The 16,938-nt window shown below is 61.4% G+C and carries 14 protein-coding genes and 1 tRNA gene; 7 read left to right on the top strand and 8 right to left on the bottom strand.

The genetic code is table 11. The annotated features are described in order from the left end of the window. Positions 1-6: 6 nt before the first annotated feature. Positions 7-666, bottom strand: coding sequence for a TetR/AcrR family transcriptional regulator (locus V8J38_RS02005; protein WP_291779975.1), 660 nt, complete (start codon positions 664-666; stop codon positions 7-9). 428 nt (positions 667-1,094) lie between these two features. Here V8J38_RS02005 and V8J38_RS02000 point away from each other — a divergent pair, with 428 nt between their 5' ends. Then, positions 1,095-3,221 (top strand): M13 family metallopeptidase, encoded by a 2,127-nt coding sequence (locus tag V8J38_RS02000; protein ID WP_338577694.1) that lies wholly within the window; start codon positions 1,095-1,097, stop codon positions 3,219-3,221. 477 nt (positions 3,222-3,698) lie between these two features. Here V8J38_RS02000 and hisS read toward each other — a convergent pair whose 3' ends face one another. The 5 genes from hisS to V8J38_RS01975 form a co-directional block, all read right to left on the bottom strand. Then, entirely contained in the window at positions 3,699-5,171 is a 1,473-nt protein-coding gene (gene hisS, locus V8J38_RS01995; protein WP_338577693.1) for a histidine--tRNA ligase, read from the bottom strand. 57 nt (positions 5,172-5,228) lie between these two features. Continuing rightward, entirely contained in the window at positions 5,229-6,449 is a 1,221-nt protein-coding gene (locus V8J38_RS01990) for a DUF418 domain-containing protein (RefSeq protein ID WP_338577692.1), read from the bottom strand. Positions 6,450-6,511: 62 nt separating this feature from the next. Continuing rightward, positions 6,512-7,078, bottom strand: a complete 567-nt coding sequence (locus tag V8J38_RS01985) for a hypothetical protein (RefSeq protein WP_291779985.1) — start codon at positions 7,076-7,078, stop codon at positions 6,512-6,514. Beyond that, the gene (locus tag V8J38_RS01980) at positions 7,078-7,956 is read right to left on the bottom strand and encodes a 3-hydroxybutyryl-CoA dehydrogenase (RefSeq protein ID WP_338577691.1); all 879 of its coding nucleotides are present in this window, start codon (positions 7,954-7,956) and stop codon (positions 7,078-7,080) included. The genes V8J38_RS01985 and V8J38_RS01980 overlap by 1 nt, the downstream gene beginning before the upstream one ends. Before the next feature lie 141 nt (positions 7,957-8,097). Then, on the bottom strand, positions 8,098-8,403 hold the full coding sequence (locus tag V8J38_RS01975; protein ID WP_291779989.1) for a YggT family protein: 306 nt from the start codon (positions 8,401-8,403) through the stop codon (positions 8,098-8,100). A 122-nt stretch (positions 8,404-8,525) separates the two neighbouring features. Here V8J38_RS01975 and V8J38_RS01970 point away from each other — a divergent pair. After that, positions 8,526-8,601, top strand: a tRNA-Ala gene (locus V8J38_RS01970). Positions 8,602-8,670: 69 nt separating this feature from the next. Continuing rightward, positions 8,671-10,614: a site-specific integrase gene (locus V8J38_RS01965; RefSeq protein ID WP_338577690.1), complete on the top strand. Its 1,944-nt coding sequence runs from the start codon at positions 8,671-8,673 to the stop codon at positions 10,612-10,614. Between the two features lie 124 nt (positions 10,615-10,738). Here V8J38_RS01965 and V8J38_RS01960 read toward each other — a convergent pair whose 3' ends face one another. Then, positions 10,739-11,371 carry an HNH endonuclease gene (locus V8J38_RS01960; protein ID WP_338577689.1) on the bottom strand — a complete coding sequence of 211 codons (633 nt, stop codon included), beginning with the start codon at positions 11,369-11,371 and terminating at the stop codon, positions 10,739-10,741. A 3-nt stretch (positions 11,372-11,374) separates the two neighbouring features. Beyond that, positions 11,375-12,385 (bottom strand): DUF4917 family protein, encoded by a 1,011-nt coding sequence (locus tag V8J38_RS01955; RefSeq protein WP_338577688.1) that lies wholly within the window; start codon positions 12,383-12,385, stop codon positions 11,375-11,377. Positions 12,386-12,486: 101 nt separating this feature from the next. Between V8J38_RS01955 and V8J38_RS01950 the strand changes: the two genes are divergently transcribed. The 4 genes from V8J38_RS01950 to V8J38_RS01935 all read left to right on the top strand — a co-directional run bounded on the left by V8J38_RS01950 (position 12,487) and on the right by V8J38_RS01935 (position 16,672). Further along, on the top strand, positions 12,487-13,953 hold the full coding sequence (locus tag V8J38_RS01950) for a hypothetical protein (RefSeq protein ID WP_338577687.1): 1,467 nt from the start codon (positions 12,487-12,489) through the stop codon (positions 13,951-13,953). A 134-nt stretch (positions 13,954-14,087) separates the two neighbouring features. Continuing rightward, positions 14,088-14,633: a recombinase family protein gene (locus V8J38_RS01945; RefSeq protein WP_338577686.1), complete on the top strand. Its 546-nt coding sequence runs from the start codon at positions 14,088-14,090 to the stop codon at positions 14,631-14,633. Between the two features lie 155 nt (positions 14,634-14,788). Then, positions 14,789-15,325 carry a hypothetical protein gene (locus V8J38_RS01940; RefSeq protein ID WP_338577685.1) on the top strand — a complete coding sequence of 179 codons (537 nt, stop codon included), beginning with the start codon at positions 14,789-14,791 and terminating at the stop codon, positions 15,323-15,325. 420 nt (positions 15,326-15,745) lie between these two features. Next, positions 15,746-16,672, top strand: coding sequence for a hypothetical protein (locus V8J38_RS01935; protein WP_338577684.1), 927 nt, complete (start codon positions 15,746-15,748; stop codon positions 16,670-16,672). Positions 16,673-16,938 lie beyond the last annotated feature (266 nt).

Genomic DNA, 16,938 nt, shown 5'->3' with positions numbered 1-16,938 from the left:
GAAGTCTTACTGACGCGCCAGCTGGCTGGACAGGATCAGCTCGAGCTGTTTGCGGATATGCGGCGTCAGCTCTTCGATGCCCCAGTTGTCATAGGCGGCGAAGCGGAAGTTGGAGATGAAGACGTCCCAGATCAGACGCGCCAGAAGCGGCAGGTCCACGTCCTGGCGCAGTTCGCCCTCGCGCACGCCGGCCTGCAGCAATTCAGCCACGGCCTCGACCAGCGGACGGACGAAGGCGCGCGAGCGCAGATCGGCGTCTTCCGGCTGGAACCAGGAGCGGGCGACCATGGCCTGCATCAGCGGCAGGTGGTCCAGCGAGCGGTGATAGCCGGCGGTCAATCCGTTCGACAGGCGATCCAGGACGCGGCCTTCGGCGGCCGCAGCAGTGCGGATGTCGGCCAGCAGGCCTTCCATCTCCTCGGAGAAGACGGCTTCGAACAGCTCGGCCTTGTCCTGGAAGTTGGCGAAGACGGCGCCGGTCGACATGCCCGCCCCCTTGGCGATATCGCGGATGGTGGCGGCGTCATAGCCGCGCTCGGCGAAGAGGGTGCGGGCGGCGTCCAGCACTTTCTGACGCGTGCGCACCTTGGCGGCCTGGCGGCGGTTCAGTCGAGGCTGGGCTTCGGCTTCGGCGACTGCAGGGGCGGACTGGGAAGACTCACGCATCGGCGACGGCTCTAAACTCATCTATAGGCGGCGTTCGCCTCATCGCGGCTCGCTGTCGTCCGACGCGAACCTGGAACGAGACTGACGACGCTCCTGGGAGGAAGTGGTGAACTTTCATCACCGAACAATGACCAAAATGGGTCACAAGCGGCATAAAACTTTGCCGCAGGCCGGTTGTGAGTTCAACAGGGTTACGCAGTTCTACGGATAAGGGCCGTTGAACGGCATACGGGAAATCAAAGCTTTGCCGTTAGGCCCGCTTTATTGCACGGCTCATGTATGGCGAAGACATCGGGAGCCGGCGCCGAACCCCGCAGATGCGAATCCCGCCCTCGCCCTTCCCGATAAAATTTTTTAAGACTGCCGGATCGCCCGAAGCTTCTACGCTTCGGGCCGCCCTGCCCTTGGGCCGAGATGAGGAAACGACAATGAAGAAACTGTTCGCTGGGGTCGCCGCCGCGGCCCTTCTGGCGCCCGCCGCCGCCCTGGCCCATGACGGCCACGACCATGCCTGCATCGACGACGCCTGCACCGTCTTCGAACTGTTTCAGACTCCGGCCGCCGAGGGCGGCGCTTCGGGCTGGCAGGGCACGGACGCGCCCAAATACGGAACCTGGGGCTTTGACCTGGCGGGCCGCGACACCTCGGTCGATCCGGGCGACAGCTTCTTTCGCTACGCCAACGGCGCGGCCATCGACCAACTGACCATCCCGTCTGACCGCACCTCCTACGGCTCCTTCGCCCTGCTGCGCGAACTGTCCGACAACCGCATGAAGAAGCTGGTGACCGATCTGGCCGCGCGCACCGACCTAGCCGCCGGTTCGGATGAGCAGAAGATCGCCGACGCCTATCGCGCCTACATGGACCAGGCCCGCGTCGACCAGTTGGACGCCCAGCCGCTGGCGCCCTATCTGGCCGCCATCCGCGCCGCCGACACCCATGAGAAGATCGCCGCCTACATGGGCCAGACCCAGGGACGCGCGGGCGGCTCCTTCTTCGGCACCGGCATCACCATCGACCAGAAGAACCCGACCCGCTACGCCGTCTCGACCGGTCAGTCGGGCCTGGGGATGCCCAACCGCGACTACTATCTGGACGCCCGCTTCGCCGACAAGAAGGAGAAGTATCAGGCCTATATCGAGCGGATGCTGACCAACATCGGCTGGGCCGACCCGGCCGGTTCGGCGGCCGCCATCGTCGCCCTGGAAGATCGGATCGCCGAGGCCCACTGGACCCCGATCGAGAACCGCAACCGCGACAAGACCTACAACCCCTATTCGATCCAGACCCTAGCCGCCGAAGCGCCCGGCTTCGACTGGGCCGGCTATTTCAACGCCGCCGGCCTGGGCGCCGTCGACCGCGTGATCGTGCGTCAGAACACGGCCATGCCGAAGATGGCCGCCATCTTCGGCGAGACGCCGGTGGGGACCCTGCAGGCCTGGCAGGCCTTCCACACCACGGACGACGCCGCCCCCATGCTGTCGCAGCGCTTCTCGGACGCCCAGTGGGAGTTCCATTCGCGCGACCTGGCCGGCCAGCCCGAGCAGCGCAGCCGCGAGAAGCGCGCCATCAGCTTCGCCGAGGGCGCCTTGGGCGAGGCCGCGGGCCGTCTGTATGTCGCCGAATACTTCCCGGCCGAATCCAAGGCCAAGATGGAAGAACTGGTCGCCAACCTGCGCACCGCCCTGTCGCACCGCATCGACAACCTGACCTGGATGGGCACGGAGACGAAGGCGGCAGCTCAGGAGAAGCTGCGCAAATTCACCGTCAAGATCGGCTATCCGAACAAGTGGCGCGACTATACGGCGCTCGAGATCAAGGCCGACGATCTGTTCGGCAACAGCCAGCGCATGGGCCAGTTCCAGTGGAACTACCGCCTGTCGCGCCTGGACCAGCCGGTCGACAAGGACGAGTGGGGCATGACGCCCCAGACGGTGAACGCCTATTACAACTCGGCCAATAACGAGATCGTCTTCCCGGCCGCCATCCTGCAACCGCCCTTCTTCGATCCAGATGCGGACCCGGCCGTCAACTACGGCGGCATCGGCGGCGTGATCGGCCACGAGATCGGCCACGGCTTCGACGACCAGGGCTCCAAGTCCGACGGCGACGGCGTGCTGCGCAACTGGTGGACCGATCAGGACAAGGCCAATTTCGAAGACCTGACCAAGCGTCTGGGCGCTCAGTACGACGCCTTCGAGCCCCTGCCCGGCTTCCACGTCCAGGGCGGCCTGACCATGGGTGAGAACATCGGCGACGCGGCCGGCACGGCGGTCGGTCTCGAGGCCTACCACCTGTCGCTGAAGGGCCAGCCCGCCCCGGTGATCGACGGCGTGACCGGCGACCAGCGCTTCTTCTACGGCTGGGCGCAGGTGTGGCAGTCCAAGTACCGCGAGGACGCCCTGAAGAACCAGATCGCCACCGATCCGCACAGCCCGGCCGAGTTCCGCGTCATCGGCCCGGTGCGCAACGTCGACGCCTGGTATGAAGCCTTCGGCGTCAAGCCCGGCACGAAATACTATCTGGCGCCGGAAGACCGCGTCCGCATCTGGTAAGACCCAGAGGCGAAACAAAGAGGGCCGGAGCGGCGACGCTCCGGCCCTTTTTCATGGCGGTTAGAGCTCCCCGCCGTCATCCTCGGGCTTGACCCGAGGATCCAGGAGGCAGCGGCCGGAAGGGTCGGAAGCTTGAGCGCGCGGTTGTCTGGATTCTCGGGTCAAGCCCGAGGATGACGGCGCATTAGGTCAACACTCCATCAACTCTCGAATATTCTTCGATACATGTCCTGTGCTCCGGGCATGAAAAAGCCCGCTGCGGGGGATACATCGCAGCGGGCCTTCTCGCTCTCTCAGGAGCGGACGTTTCCTCCCCGAAACGCCTTCAAGATGTCGCTGCGGCTGAGCGCTGCGCCTCTTGAGTGAGACCAAATGACGCCATGGAGGGGGTCAAGTCAATCAAGCCTCCATCGAAAGAGCGTTCTTTCGTAACTGAACGTTGATAACTCACGTCTTCGTCAGGGTTTTTATCGAAACCTATTCGATAATGGAGCGGACCACGGCGACCAGCTGATCGCGCGCCACGGTCTGCTGCCCCGGACGTTCGGCCTTCCAGGCGTCGTTGTCGGCGATGGCGACGGCGCGGGCGCGTCCGGCGTCCAGATCTTTGATCGTCACCTGGCCTGCGGCGATCTCGTCTCCGCCCAGGATGACGGCGGCCGGGGCGCCGCGCCGGTCGGCGTATTTCATCTGCGCCTTCATGCCGGCCCGGCCCAGATAGAGTTCGGCGGCGATGCCCGCCGCGCGCAGTTCGGACACGGCGTCGAGATAGTGCTGCATGTCGTCCTCGGAGAAGACGATGGCCACCACCGGCCCGCGCGTCTCGTCCTCGGCGCCCCGTCCGGCCGCGCGCAGAGCCGAAGCCAGACGCGACACGCCGAAGGAGAAACCGGTCGCCGGGGTCGACTGGCCGGTGAAACGCGACACCAGATCGTCATAGCGGCCGCCGCCGCCGATCGAGCCGAAGCGCACGGCCCGGCCCTTCTCGTCCTTGGTGTCGAGCAGCAGTTCAGCCTCGAACACCGCGCCGGTGTAGTATTCCAGCCCGCGCACGATGGTCGGGTCGAAGCGCACGTCGTCCTGCGCCACGCCCATGGCGGTCAGGGCGCGGTCGATGGCGGCCAGTTCCTTCAGCGCCTCTTCACCCGCGGCGCCCAAGGCGGCGCCGGACACGGCGTCCAGCACGCCCGCGCGGCTGAGGCCCGGCGTCTCGGCCGAGGCCAGGAAGGCTTCGATGGCTCCGATCACCGAGGAAGGCAGGTTCGCGCCCTTGGTGTAGTCGCCGGACTCGTCCAGACGCCCCTCGCCGAGCAGCAGGCGCACGCCTTCGACGCCCAGACGGTCGTACTTGTCCACCGCGCGCAGGGCCGTCAGTCGCTGCACCGGATCCGTGATCCCGCCCGCGTCGAACAGGCCGTCGAACAGCTTGCGATTGGAGACGCGGATCACCGCCTGCCCGGCCGCCAGGCCCGCGGCGCGCAGGCCCTCGCAGCCCATGGCGATGATCTCGGCGTCGGCCTCTGGCCGGTCGGAGCCGACGGTGTCGGCGTCGCACTGCCAGAACTCGCGGAAACGGCCCGGACCCGGCTTCTCATTGCGCCACACCGGCCCATAGGCGTAGCGGCGGAACGGCTTGGGCAGGGTCTCCCAGTTCTGGGCGGCGAAGCGAGCCAGAGGCGCCGTGTGGTCGTAGCGCAGGGCCATCCATTGGTCGTCATCGTCCTGAAGCGCGAAGACGCCCTCGTTCGGACGGTCGGCGTCCGGCAGGAACTTGCCCAGCGCGTCAGCGTATTCGAACGCCGGAGTCTCCAGCGCCTCGAAGCCCCAGCGCTCATAGACCTCGGACACGCGCGCGACGATGCGGCGCTCGGCGGTCAGGTCGCGGCCGCGACGGTCGGCGAACCCGCGGGGAGCGCGGGCTTCGGGGCGGTTGGAGGCTTCGTCGGTCATGGGGCGGCGATTAAGCCATCAGTTCCGCCGCCGCAACTCACAGTCCGCCCGACGCTCTCAGGCCGTGCGGCGCAGCGGCAGATCGCGCCCATAGCTGAGGCGCCGCCACAGCCACTCGAACGGCCCCATGGTGAACTTCGACAGCCACAGCGGCGACCAGATCAGTTGCAGCGCCCAGACGCCGACGACGATGGCCCACTGCATCGGATAGTCGACCTGACCGAACAGACGCGGCCCCCACGGCATGTAGAAGATGGTCGTCATGATCAGGGTCTGACTCAGATAGTTGGTGAAGGCCATCCGCCCCACCGGCGCCAGCGCCTTGCGCAGCCAGCCCACGCCGCGCGTCGTCATCAGGATCAGAGCCGAAGCGTAGGCCAGGGTGATGATCAGCGGATAGGAGCCCACCGCCATGGCCCAGCCGCCGGTCGCCTCGACCTCGGCCCCGGCCTGAATTTCGAACCATTCCAGCACGCCCAGCAGGGCCAGAACCGCCGCCCCGCCCGCCATCAGCATCGCGTAGACGCGCGTCGGAACACGCCCGTGGAAGAAGCCCGCCTTGAACAGACCCAGGCCCAGCATCATCAACGGCACGGTCGAGAACACATACATGATCAGGCTCATGCCCTGGGCGATGGCCCAGGCCTTCAGGTTCTCCAGCGCCGCGCCGGCCCAGCCGCTCTGATAGGCGGCGATGGACGCGGCCACCGCCCCGTCCGAAGCCCCGCCGCTGCTCATCGCCTCGGGGAAATGCGCCGTCAGCAGCATCAGCCCGGCCTGCAAGGTCGCCAGGGCGACGGTCGCCCCCGCTCCGATCCAGATCAGCCGCCTGGCGGGCATCGACCGCATCATCATCACGAACAGGCCCGACCAGGCGTAGAGCAACAGGATGTCGCCGTACCAGAAGGCCGCGCCGTGGATCAGGCCGAACAGGGCCAGGAACAGCAGGCGGCGACGCAGGACGCGCCCCTTCGCCTCATCGCCCCGTTCGCCGCCGACCAGGAAGACCGACACGCCGAACAGCATGGAGAACAGGGTGACGAACTTCTGCTGGAAGAAGACGGCCACGACCCATTGCGCCACGCCCGACGCATTGGGGCCCGCCGGAAAGGGCGACTGGCCGCTCGTCATCTCGATCGCCATCATCGGCAGGGCGAAGGCCGCCGCGTTGACGGCCAGAATGCCCAGCACCGCCGCGCCGCGCAGCACGTCCAGGGTCACGATCCGCTGATCGGCCGCCACCGGCTTCGGCTGGGCCGTCTCGACCTGATCCCTCATGCTCGCCCCCTGTTCTGCGTGAAGAGGTTGAGGCTTAGGCGGGACCGCCGCTCCGCTTCACGTTAAATCCCTGTAACGTCCCGTTCGGCCAGGACGCCCATGCGGTTCTTGACCGTCGGCGCCGGGACAAAGCCCAGATAGGCCACGCACAGGCCGCCCCACAGGGCGTAGCTGACGCCCATCATGACCGCCAGCGGCAGGCCGCCGACGCCATAGATCAGCAGGGCCGTCTCGATCGCGCCCAGGCCCTGGACGAGGCTCTGCGAGGCGGCGCCCGCCAGGCCCGCCATGATCACGGCCATGACCGTCTGCATCGCCGCCGCCAGCAGGCCGCCGAACACGGTGAAGCGGCAGACCACGCCCAGCCGCGTCGACGGCCGACCGGTCCTGCCGTGGCTGTCGAGCAGCAGCCAGAGACCTGCCGGCGCCGCGATCAGTCCGACCGCCAGCATCACCAGCCGCCAGTCCGTATCCACGCCCGACCACCAGTTCTCGGGCGGCCAGATGAACAGGGTCAGGATCACCGGAGGCCAGGCCGCCGCCGCCAGGGCGGCCGGAACCAGAGCGCCCGCGCCGCGCCGCGGCGCCACGCGCTTCAGGCCCGGAAGAGAGGGAAAGGCGACGGCCATCAGCGGGTCGGAACCGGCGTCTCGCCGGAATAGTCGTAAAAGCCGCGCCCGCTCTTCTTGCCCAGCCAGCCGGCCTCGACATATTTCACCAGCAGCGGACAGGGCCGGTATTTGCTGTCGGCCAGGCCTTCATACAGCACGTTCATGATGGCCAGGGCCACGTCCAGCCCCATGAAGTCGGCCAGCTCCAGCGGCCCCATCGGATGGTTGGCGCCCAGCTTCAACGCCTTGTCGATCGAGACCACGTCGCCGACGCCTTCGTACAGGACATAGACCGCCTCGTTCATCATCGGCACCAGGATGCGGTTGACGATGAAGGCGGGGAAGTCCTCGGACTCCGTAATGATCTTGCCCAGGCTCTCGGCGAAGGCGACCGCCGTCTCGAAGGTCGAGGCCGAGGTGGCGATGCCGCGCACCAGTTCGACCAGCTTCATCGTCGGCGCCGGCTTCATGAAGTGCAGGCCGATGAAGCGCTCGGGCCGATCCGTGACCGAAGCCAGGCGGGTGATGGAGATCGAGGAGGTGTTGGACGCCAGCAGAACATCCGGCCCCAGCAGCGGCGTCAGTTCGGTGAAAACGCCCTTCTTGACCGCTTCGTCCTCGGACGCGGCCTCGATGACCAGATCGGCCCCGGCCGCCTCCGCCAGGGTTTTCACGGCGGTGACGCGCTGCAGGGCCGCCTGGGCCTCCGCCTCGGTCGACAGGCCGCGCGCCGCACGCCGCGCCAGGCTGGCCGCGATCTCGCCCAGGGCCAGGGTCACCCGGTCCGGCGCAATGTCGTACAGCTTCACCTCATAGCCGCCGGCGGCCACCACCTGAGCGATGCCCGAACCCATTTGCCCGGCGCCGATGACGGCGACTGTCCTGATCGTGGTCATGAATTACGCGTAAAAGGCGGTCCGCCAGGGACCCATCGTCGGCACCTTAGGAGCCCGCTCGCGCCGCGCAAGGGCGGAAATGGGCGCCGAACGCCGAATCCCGCGCCGCCGTGGCTTTGCTTCAACGAAGGTTCGCTCGCCTCAGCCCAGCGACATGATCAGCATGGGCGCGACCGACCGGTTGAACAGCACGCTCAGGAACTGCAGCGCCAGAAGGGCGATGATCGGGGTGATGTCGATCCCGCCCAACGGCGGCACCACGCGCTGGATCGGCCCCAGGATCGGCCGCGTCACCGTGTCCAGCACATAGGCGATCTGGCCCACGAAGCGGTTGCGCGGATTGATCACGTCGAAGGCGAACAGCCAGCTCAGGATCGCCGAGGCGATGATGCACCAGATCATCAGGGTGACGACGGCGTTCACCAGCCAGACAAGGGCGAAACCCATGAGAAACTCCTGCTTCGTTCACGCTGCTTCTAGCGGCCCGGCCGCGGATCGCCAAGGATTCGTGCGCGGCCCGTTGACACGCCCCCCTGGACGCTTCTATGTCCCGCCCCTGCCTGTCGGTCGGGGCCGTAGCTCAGTTGGTAGAGCGCGTCGTTCGCAATGACGAGGTCAGGGGTTCGACTCCCCTCGGCTCCACCAGGGCTTTCCATACAATGACTTAGGTCGTCGCGAGTGGCGCTGCTACGCACAGCTGCTACGCGGGGCTCAATGTCGCTCGTCACGAACGTCTTTCGACGCGGTGGTTCTTACTATTTCCGGACGAGAGTTCCGGCGGCACTGCAACAGTTGATCGGGCGCAAGGAGCTATGGCGATCCCTTCGCACGCCAGACGCACGGCTTGCTCGCAAGCGGGCGACGAGTGCAGCCCTCTTGACGGAAAGGCTCTGGATTTGTCTTGAGCACAGCATGTCGAGTTCGTCTGATTTGCTCACCCGCGCCGAAATCCAAACCCTGGTCGACGATTGGCTCCGAGCGGAACTGGACGAAGATGCCTCGCTTCGACGTCGGACAGAGCAAGATCGCGAGGGAGAGTGGTTTGCGGGCGTCATAATGGAGCGCTCGTCAGACGGCTCTCCGGATGCAGTGGTCGAGCGATTGAGTGAAGGCGCCCTCGCCGCACTGTTGGCAGAATCTGATCAAGTGCGCGAAGCCCGTTATGGGAAGCCCCGCTACCTCATCACTGATGTGAACGAGGTCCATCTCGAAAGAATTCGTCGTGCAGCCCTGTATGAGGAAAGCGCGAAGCGATTTGAGCTAGGCGATAAATCACTCGCGGCCCAACACGCTGCAGATCTCCTGACCCGGCACGGCTTCCAAGTGCAAACGGACAGTGACGCCTTCGACATCGCCACCCGGCTCATGATGCGTGCACATCGTGACTTGCTGGACGCAACCCGACGGCGCGACATAACTCTTTGGAGACCTATTCTCGATGACGATCCTGCGGAAAAGGTCATCAATCGCCTTGCTCCGTCGAGCAAGCCCGATGCACAGAAAGACCTTAACGGACCGGCAGCGAGTGTCCAGAAATCACCTTCTCGTCGTGCGTCGTTGCCGTTCAAAGATGCGGCAAAGGATGCGCTGATAGCAATCAGCCGCACTGAGAACTTCAAGCCCAAGCGTCGCGATGACTATCAAAATGCGATCGACACTTTTGTGGACTGGTTTGGACGAGATCCCGCTCTTCATGAGGTCACGCCTGAGATTGCGGGGGATTACCAGGTCGCATTGACCCAACACCCATCGCGCGCAGCAATCCGCCCAGCATATAGAGATCTGGCGACATTCGCCGAACGCTCAGCCAAGGCCGCTTCGCTGAACGAAGAGCAACTTCTGAATCCAGTCACGATCAACGGGAAATATCTCACGCCACTGCGTCGAATTTATGCTTGGCATAAGAAAGCCGGCTCCGGCCTAGATAATCCCTTTGACGGCATCGCAGCGCCAAAGCCTAGAAAATCCGACCCTCGTAAAGCGCGCCGCGATTTCACCCACGCCGAAGTTCAACGCTTCCTAAATCTTCCCGCGTTTACGGGAGCGCAAGCTGCACATGGGTCGGGCTCATCACGCTCGGGCACCGTTCGCATTCGAGATCATCGCTTCTGGGTGCCCCTGATCTGCTTCTTCTCCGGCATGCGTCTCAACGAAGCCTGCGGCCTCGCCATTGCGGACATGAAGGAAGAGAGCGGCATAACCTTCTTCCACGTTAGAGACGAATTTGAAGACCAGAGCGTGAAAGCAAATGCATCGCGTCGGAAAGTGCCCCTACATCACGAGTTGGTCCGACTAGGATTGATAGCAGAGGTTCGTCACTGGAAGGCGTCGGGGCGACTGCGACTTTTCCCAGAACTGAAAGCGGACGCTAAGGGTTACTACAGCCACGGCCCATCAAAACTCTTCAACAGGTGGGCGAAGAACATAGCCGACAGCGACCCCGATGATCCGGGAGCACTAGTCTTTCACTCCTCGCGACACACGGTGGTCACGCGCTTGCGGGCCGCGCACATCAGACAAGACGTTTCGCAGGAGATCGTCGGCCACGAGGCGGGCGACGTGCACAGTGGCTATGGGAAGGTCGACGTCCCAACGCTCAAGGCCGCCATCGACAAGATCGCATACCCCGGCCTCGATCTGTCGAGACTGGAAATTTGACGATCAGCTTCCCAAGCTGATTTCAAGCCAGTGAATACAATAGCTTACCTGAAAACTGTCTTGGCATTCACGCAAGCGAGCCGGTTGCTCCCTGGAGTGCTGTAAACCGTAGAGCGCCAAATTTTCATCCTGATCGGCGAGATCGAGTTGCAACAATCGCGCGGAGCTCGCGCCAATCCATCAGACCATTTCGGTGGACCATTCGGTGACAGTTCGCACAGAGGGCCACCAAGTCTTTGACGGTCGTGGTCGAGCCCTCTTTGAGCTGGGAAACAGGGATGGAGTGATGAGCCTCGATGTAATGGCGACCATGCGGTCCGTAGGCCATCTCGAAATCAAATCCACAGGCTTCGCAGCGGTAATGTGTGAGGCTGGCCTTGAATGCTTTTATGAGGGCTAGAGAGCGCTCCCGTCGAAGGTGAATGCGTAGTTCCGCCTTACCTTCTGCATGGACGATGAGTGCTTCAGCATCGTCCAACACCCCATCCGGATTAGCGACCGATAGAGTGTCCAGGCGCAACCGCCACTCACCGCGACGAGCGTTCACGCCATGAACGCTGGCAAAGAGATTGGCTCCGCCTTTGTAGCTTTTGGCCTCGGCGCAACGCTCCTGAATGCGAGCGCGAACGCTAGCTCCTACATCTACGGGAAGTGGCGCTGGTGCGATCAGCGCTACCTTTGCGACGATGTCGTCCAGGTGCGCTTGACCACCGAGTTCGGATAGCGCCTCGATGATGTGATCTACAGAAACGGCCAACGGTCACCGCCACACATGGGTGTCGAGCGCATTGAAGATCACTATCTCGATCTCATCCCCACCGACCTCGCGACGAGCCTCGTTCCATTCAGCCTCCATTGCTGCAAAACGACCACCTTCTCGAGCCGGATCGACTGTTGCGACATACAGTGTCGTCAATGAGCCTGTGGCGATAGGCTGGACAATATGCCGATCGACCGCAGAGAGTGAGTGGCCGAAGACGAACATCGCGCTGTCACGGTCTCTGCAAACCTCTTCGAAGCCATCCAGCGCCGCGCGGAGATAAGGGTTGCCGTTGATCCGAGCCACTTTCTGCTCAGTGGTCCCTTCCGACACGAAGAGGGGCAGCCTACCACCATCTAGCTGGGCAGCGATCTGATCAATCAAGGGGCGACCATAGACGAGCTTGGTAACCTCCCCGTCGTCGTCCGCGAAAAAGTGCAACGCTCCGTGTAGGTAAAAGACGCTTTGGTCTGCCGCGAGCCATTTCAGCGGAGCCCCCCCGAACCCGTCCCGGCTCTGGAGGTCACCATGATTTCGCATGAGCGTCCAATAGAGCAGGAGATCGTAGTTAGTTGTATAGATGGCTCCAGCCATCGGCTGCTGACCGGCGCGACGGAAGTGACCCAAAAAGGTGCCGCTTCTCTGATACTCTTGTTCAGTCAGCTCTGAAGGTAAGTTCGGGTGCGTTGCCGTTAAAACGCGAATAAGACGCTGCCCCAACTGATCCCGATCAGCCGAGATCGCTTCAACGACGCGGTCTACTTCCGGGTATCCGCTCACAACGTCCAGAGCCACGGAAAGCGCCCGCGCCACCGCTTCGAAATCGTGGGTTCCAAGACGTTCGAAAACGCCCCTGACGTGTGCATCCTCCTCACGAGGAAACGCTTCTTCATAGAGCGACCGATAGCTGAAGCGGTCAGAGGCGGAGATGCTGAAGCCATTTCCTAGAAGAAGGTTTCGGCGACGGAGCGCCGTTTCTTCAAGGGCTTGTTCAAACGTTGATCTGCGCATGCGCGGCTTTTAGCGTGGCGCTTTTCGCAATCAAGCCCACCAAGGGCGAACGACGATATGGGAAGCTTCACCAACCCGCGATGGTATGATAATCGGGAACAATGCCTGGATTTTTCTCCGACGTTTTCGACGTTCCCGCATCACTGGTCGAGGACTACGGAGCGGTCGATGTTTCCCTTATTGCCGATCTCCCGCTGTTTGTTGATCCATTCCTGCTCTTCAACAGCGCGAAGCCTGAATATCAGGAGCTTCATGATGAGATTGTCGCCTACTTAGCCTTTCTAAAACGGCGCAGCGACGCAGGAGGGGTCACCAAGGGCGATCTGATAGGGCTATACTGTTTCAGCGAGGTGAAGCAAAACTGGTTCGGATACTGCGAGCTTGGAAATAATGGCAGTGGACTAGGTTTGGATTTCGCGAAGCAGCTTCACCGTAGCTTGGCGTTTATATTTAATGACATTGGATCGGAGGGAGTGACTAGAGGCACGCACTTAGAGAAGGTCTGTCTAATAAAAGACGGCGTTGGCAGGGATAATATAAGTGATTTTGCCACCAACCTAATAAAGCATTACCTTCTCTCGTTTACTCAAGATTTTGCGATAGAGTATATCGACAAATCAAAGCGACGGAAGTTTCCAGTAAGGAGGGCTCGATTTAACTACAACCTCGAGTCATGGGTTACGGAGACATACGAGCTACCATACTTTGATGGTGACTTCGTGTTGCTGACGCCCAGGGACATTCTCACCAAGGATGAAACCTGGATTAATCAGCGCGACATGATTGATAGATTTCACGACATACCGGCGTCCGTCCCAAATCCGCAGTTAAAATCCGAGGTTTTCAACTATTTTCATCGTCAGCTCCGTCAGGTTGATGATGAGCCAACAGCTAAAGAGCGGCGAGAAGCCGCCTATGCGACTTTGGCGGAATACCCTTGGCTCATAGATTTCTATATTAAGCTCAAAGAAGATAGCGGAAACGAAGCTGTAAGCGTGAGTGAAGAAAAGCTTTTGTTTGCGCAGCTTATTTTCAATGAGGCTGTTAAAACTATCTCGTTAGCCTTGCCGGATGATTTCTACGCAAAACCACCGCTCGGAACGTTGAGTGAGGCCCATGCGCGGCTTGCGTATCTTAAGCACGTCATCGAGGATCAGGGAGGTCATAGGTTTTTCTATTTAGGTGGCAAGCCCCTTCAGCGCGAAGCCGATCTCCACGTGCTGTATCGCCTCGTTTGGTATGGAACGCGCTCGGACTTCGGTGCCGAAGCCAACGATGGCCGGGGGCCTGTAGACTTTAAAATCTCTTATGGCGCTAAAGATAAAACCCTTGTCGAGTTTAAGCTCGCGAAGAACAAGGCTCTTAGAAAAAACCTCCAAAAGCAGGTTGAAATATATAAGAAAGCTAGCGATGCGCAGCACGGCATTAAAGCTATCGTGTATTTTTCCGCTGAAGAACTTGAACGGGTCCAAGAGATCCTTTTCGACCTCAAGCTCGAGAATGACCCTAACGTCGTGCTGATTGATGCTCGGGAGGACAATAAGCCATCCGGCTCCAAGGCTGGGTGAGCTTGGCGAGGTATCCTATGACTATACTCCGGCGAAGCGTCTCGTCGGTTCGCGATTGCCGCCTCATTTGGGTTGCTTCCCATTTTTGGGACGATAGAATTTTCATATTCTAGACCTTTTGAGGCAGAGGCCGGATGGCTCGTATCGGATATTGTCGTGTGTCCAGCGTTGGACAGTCACTGGAGATCCAGGAGCAGCAGCTCCGAGATGCAGGTTGCGAAGAGATTTTCGCCGAGAAGCGAAGCGGAACATCGACCGTCGGCCGAGATGCTCTGGAAGAAGCCCTGCGCTATGCACGAAAGGGTGATGTTCTCGTCGTCACCCGCCTGGACAGGCTCGCGCGTTCCATGTCCGATCTCAGCGCCATCATCGACAAGCTCACGAAAAAGCAGGTCGGCTTTCAGTGTCTCCAGCAGGGAGCGGTCGATACCACGAAGCCTGAAGGTCGGCTGATGCTACAACTTCTGGGCAGCTTTGCTGAGTTCGAGACGGCAATCCGGAAGGAGCGTCAAATGGAAGGCATTGAAAAGGCCAAGGCTGAGGGGCGATATAAGGGACGACCTCGCACTATCGATCCCGATGAGATCAAACGGCTGGTCTCCTCCGGCGTTGGGGCAACCGCTGTCGCCAAGCAGTTAGGGATAGGCAGAGCATCCGTCTATCGAGCGCTCGCAGCGTGAAGCCTATGGACTTTGCGCAAGCGTTGCTTTAGTATTTCATTACATCTTCGGATGCGCCCTCAACCTGCCAGTGCAGGTCACAGACTTCCCCCTTCCCCCCAAAATTTATGGCAAATATCGCACCTCACGTTTCCAACGTGCGGAACGTTCGCGGCATGACGCCTGCGATGGCACAAGCCTATACGGACATCTTCCAGAGGCAGGGCATTACGCATGCTCTGACGATCTCACCACAAGCCAATGCCGGCGCTTTCGATCGACGCACGTTGGACGAACTCATGACTCGTCTGGTGAAGGAGACCTCTCATCAGCTCCGGTTGATGACGCGACGCCAGCTTCGACAAGTCGATGCTAAAGACCCGAACGTCATGTTCCTGGCAGGTTTTGTGGAGAGGGAAATGCGCAGCGGTGCGCGTTTCCTCCATTGGCACGGGGGCGCCGCCCTTCGAGGAGCGGAAGAGATTGCCTTCCGCGATCTGCTGCGGACTCGTCTGGGTCAGGACATCGACAACCCTCTAACCCCGCACGAGAAAAGCCAGGTCATTCGCCCTCTATCGCCGAACAAACAAATACCACTCACATTTCACCTTAAGCGCCTGACAACGGCTCCGGCCTTCATCCGCTACTCAAACAAGCAAGCCATCGACGCCGACTTCGACTTCTGTTCGACCTACGACTTCCTCGCTCGATAACACCTGACAAAAAGCCATCGAAAGCTGTCGCAAACCGAAGCGGCGGCGAAAATCCTCCGGGTCGATCCATGTCATTGCATGCAATGGCGGCTGGCGCGGGGGTATGTGAGTCAGTGCCAAGAGCATAACTCCAACAGAAATCTGACACGCCTGGACGGGGCGATGTCGGTCCGTTCCTGAAAAGCGGCCAAGCCTTAACCGGCACGTCACACATGCAAACCGCCACCTGTGATGGCAGCCTGGTGAAGGAAGACGTTCCTGCGCCAGTTCCTGTCATGCCTGAAAGGGAGGATGACGATCATCCCTTGAAAGAAGAGCTTGGTCCAAAAGACCGAGGCCGAGCTTGAAAGCAGGTGGCGGGAAGCATCCCCAACCGGATCGCTCCGGACAAGACCAAGCCTCTCTCAGAGAGTGACGACTATGATTACCCCAACCCCGGTCATCACCATGCCGGACAACATTACCGCCCCTATCGCCTTCGAAGCCGCAGACTTCATCACCCAGCTGACGGACTGGAGGATTGTTCAGACCAGCACCGATCCCCTGGCCTTTGACATCGAATGGGACGACGTGTTCGCCGGAGCCTTCGAGTTCGACGGTAGTTGGCAGACCCGAGACTACGCCAATGCCTATATCGCTCAGTGGATTACGGAGCTGATTAGAACCGGCCTGAACAAGACAAGTCTCCGGAGAATGAGCCTCCAGACGCCCCAGGAAGCCCCTGCAGAGCCCTTCCTCGCAGGACTGAAGGAGAGGGCCTGCATCGCGCTCCATGACGCTCTCAGGGCGCACTACAACGACTCCTTGACGCAATGGGAGCGTGACGCTCGGACGTGTGCGGGGTTGATTGAAAACCCCAACGACCAGGAACGTTTCCGGTCCTACGTGGGGCTTGATCAAGTGGTGTCCGAGGATGCTGCTCGCAAAGCACTCAAATACGTCCATCGCAGAATGCATTGGCATATCGTTCATGAGGACCGCTGGTTCGATCTTCGTCCGGACTGGCGCTTTGAGGCCGCAGCTCCGCGCCGCAATGCTTTGGATGAAGCGACCCGAGCAAGGGCGCTGGTTTGCCGCTGTCTAGAGGTCCTGGCAGCGGATGACCTCGACCGACGCTTAGCGGGCGAAGAGCCTGCCGCGATAACCCGCGAAGCTCTCATGGATGATCTGGTCCAACGCTTTACCCGTGATGGGGCGTGGGGCCTGATCAACCTTGTGCTGATCCGGGATCGGATCGTCTTCTCATTGCCATCGCCCGACATGGAACGAGCGACCTCGCGGGAGATCATTGAACGCCAGCATGAGAGATTGTTCCTCCCGCACCGCATGCGATTTGAGAAGCCCTAGACACCACACGCCCTAGCTGACCCGGGTCCCGTATCTGCCGACCCGGGTTTTGGACGATCCCTTATAGCTGGGACGGCCCGTCCATTGCACGACCTCCAGTGTGCACCTTTTTTGCGAGCCTCGATCGCCCCGCCAAGATTTTACAGGCATCAACGAGGCCTCCGGCCAAAGAATCACCCGGTGTAAGGATCCGGACGTGCGCGCCGCTTGTGGCTCCAGGAGCGGAAACAGGTGTGTGTGGACGAAGTTAAAAACGCCTTGCACTT

The organism is Brevundimonas olei (genome assembly GCF_037055245.1).
Classification (GTDB): Bacteria; Pseudomonadota; Alphaproteobacteria; order Caulobacterales; family Caulobacteraceae; genus Brevundimonas; species Brevundimonas olei.
This window is presented reverse-complemented; position numbering and strand designations above follow the sequence as displayed.

Coding starts and splice junctions, on each gene's coding strand:
- V8J38_RS02005 (WP_291779975.1), bottom strand. CDS start 666: ATGCGTGAGTCTTCCCAGTCCGCCCCTGCAGTCGCCGAAGCCGAAGCC.
- V8J38_RS01975 (WP_291779989.1), bottom strand. CDS start 8,403: ATGGGTTTCGCCCTTGTCTGGCTGGTGAACGCCGTCGTCACCCTGATG.
- V8J38_RS01945 (WP_338577686.1), top strand. CDS start 14,088: ATGGCTCGTATCGGATATTGTCGTGTGTCCAGCGTTGGACAGTCACTG.
- V8J38_RS01965 (WP_338577690.1), top strand. CDS start 8,671: ATGTCGCTCGTCACGAACGTCTTTCGACGCGGTGGTTCTTACTATTTC.
- V8J38_RS01955 (WP_338577688.1), bottom strand. CDS start 12,385: ATGCGCAGATCAACGTTTGAACAAGCCCTTGAAGAAACGGCGCTCCGT.
- V8J38_RS02000 (WP_338577694.1), top strand. CDS start 1,095: ATGAAGAAACTGTTCGCTGGGGTCGCCGCCGCGGCCCTTCTGGCGCCC.
- V8J38_RS01935 (WP_338577684.1), top strand. CDS start 15,746: ATGATTACCCCAACCCCGGTCATCACCATGCCGGACAACATTACCGCC.
- V8J38_RS01950 (WP_338577687.1), top strand. CDS start 12,487: ATGCCTGGATTTTTCTCCGACGTTTTCGACGTTCCCGCATCACTGGTC.
- V8J38_RS01985 (WP_291779985.1), bottom strand. CDS start 7,078: ATGGCCGTCGCCTTTCCCTCTCTTCCGGGCCTGAAGCGCGTGGCGCCG.
- V8J38_RS01980 (WP_338577691.1), bottom strand. CDS start 7,956: ATGACCACGATCAGGACAGTCGCCGTCATCGGCGCCGGGCAAATGGGT.
- hisS (WP_338577693.1), bottom strand. CDS start 5,171: ATGACCGACGAAGCCTCCAACCGCCCCGAAGCCCGCGCTCCCCGCGGG.
- V8J38_RS01990 (WP_338577692.1), bottom strand. CDS start 6,449: ATGAGGGATCAGGTCGAGACGGCCCAGCCGAAGCCGGTGGCGGCCGAT.
- V8J38_RS01940 (WP_338577685.1), top strand. CDS start 14,789: ATGACGCCTGCGATGGCACAAGCCTATACGGACATCTTCCAGAGGCAG.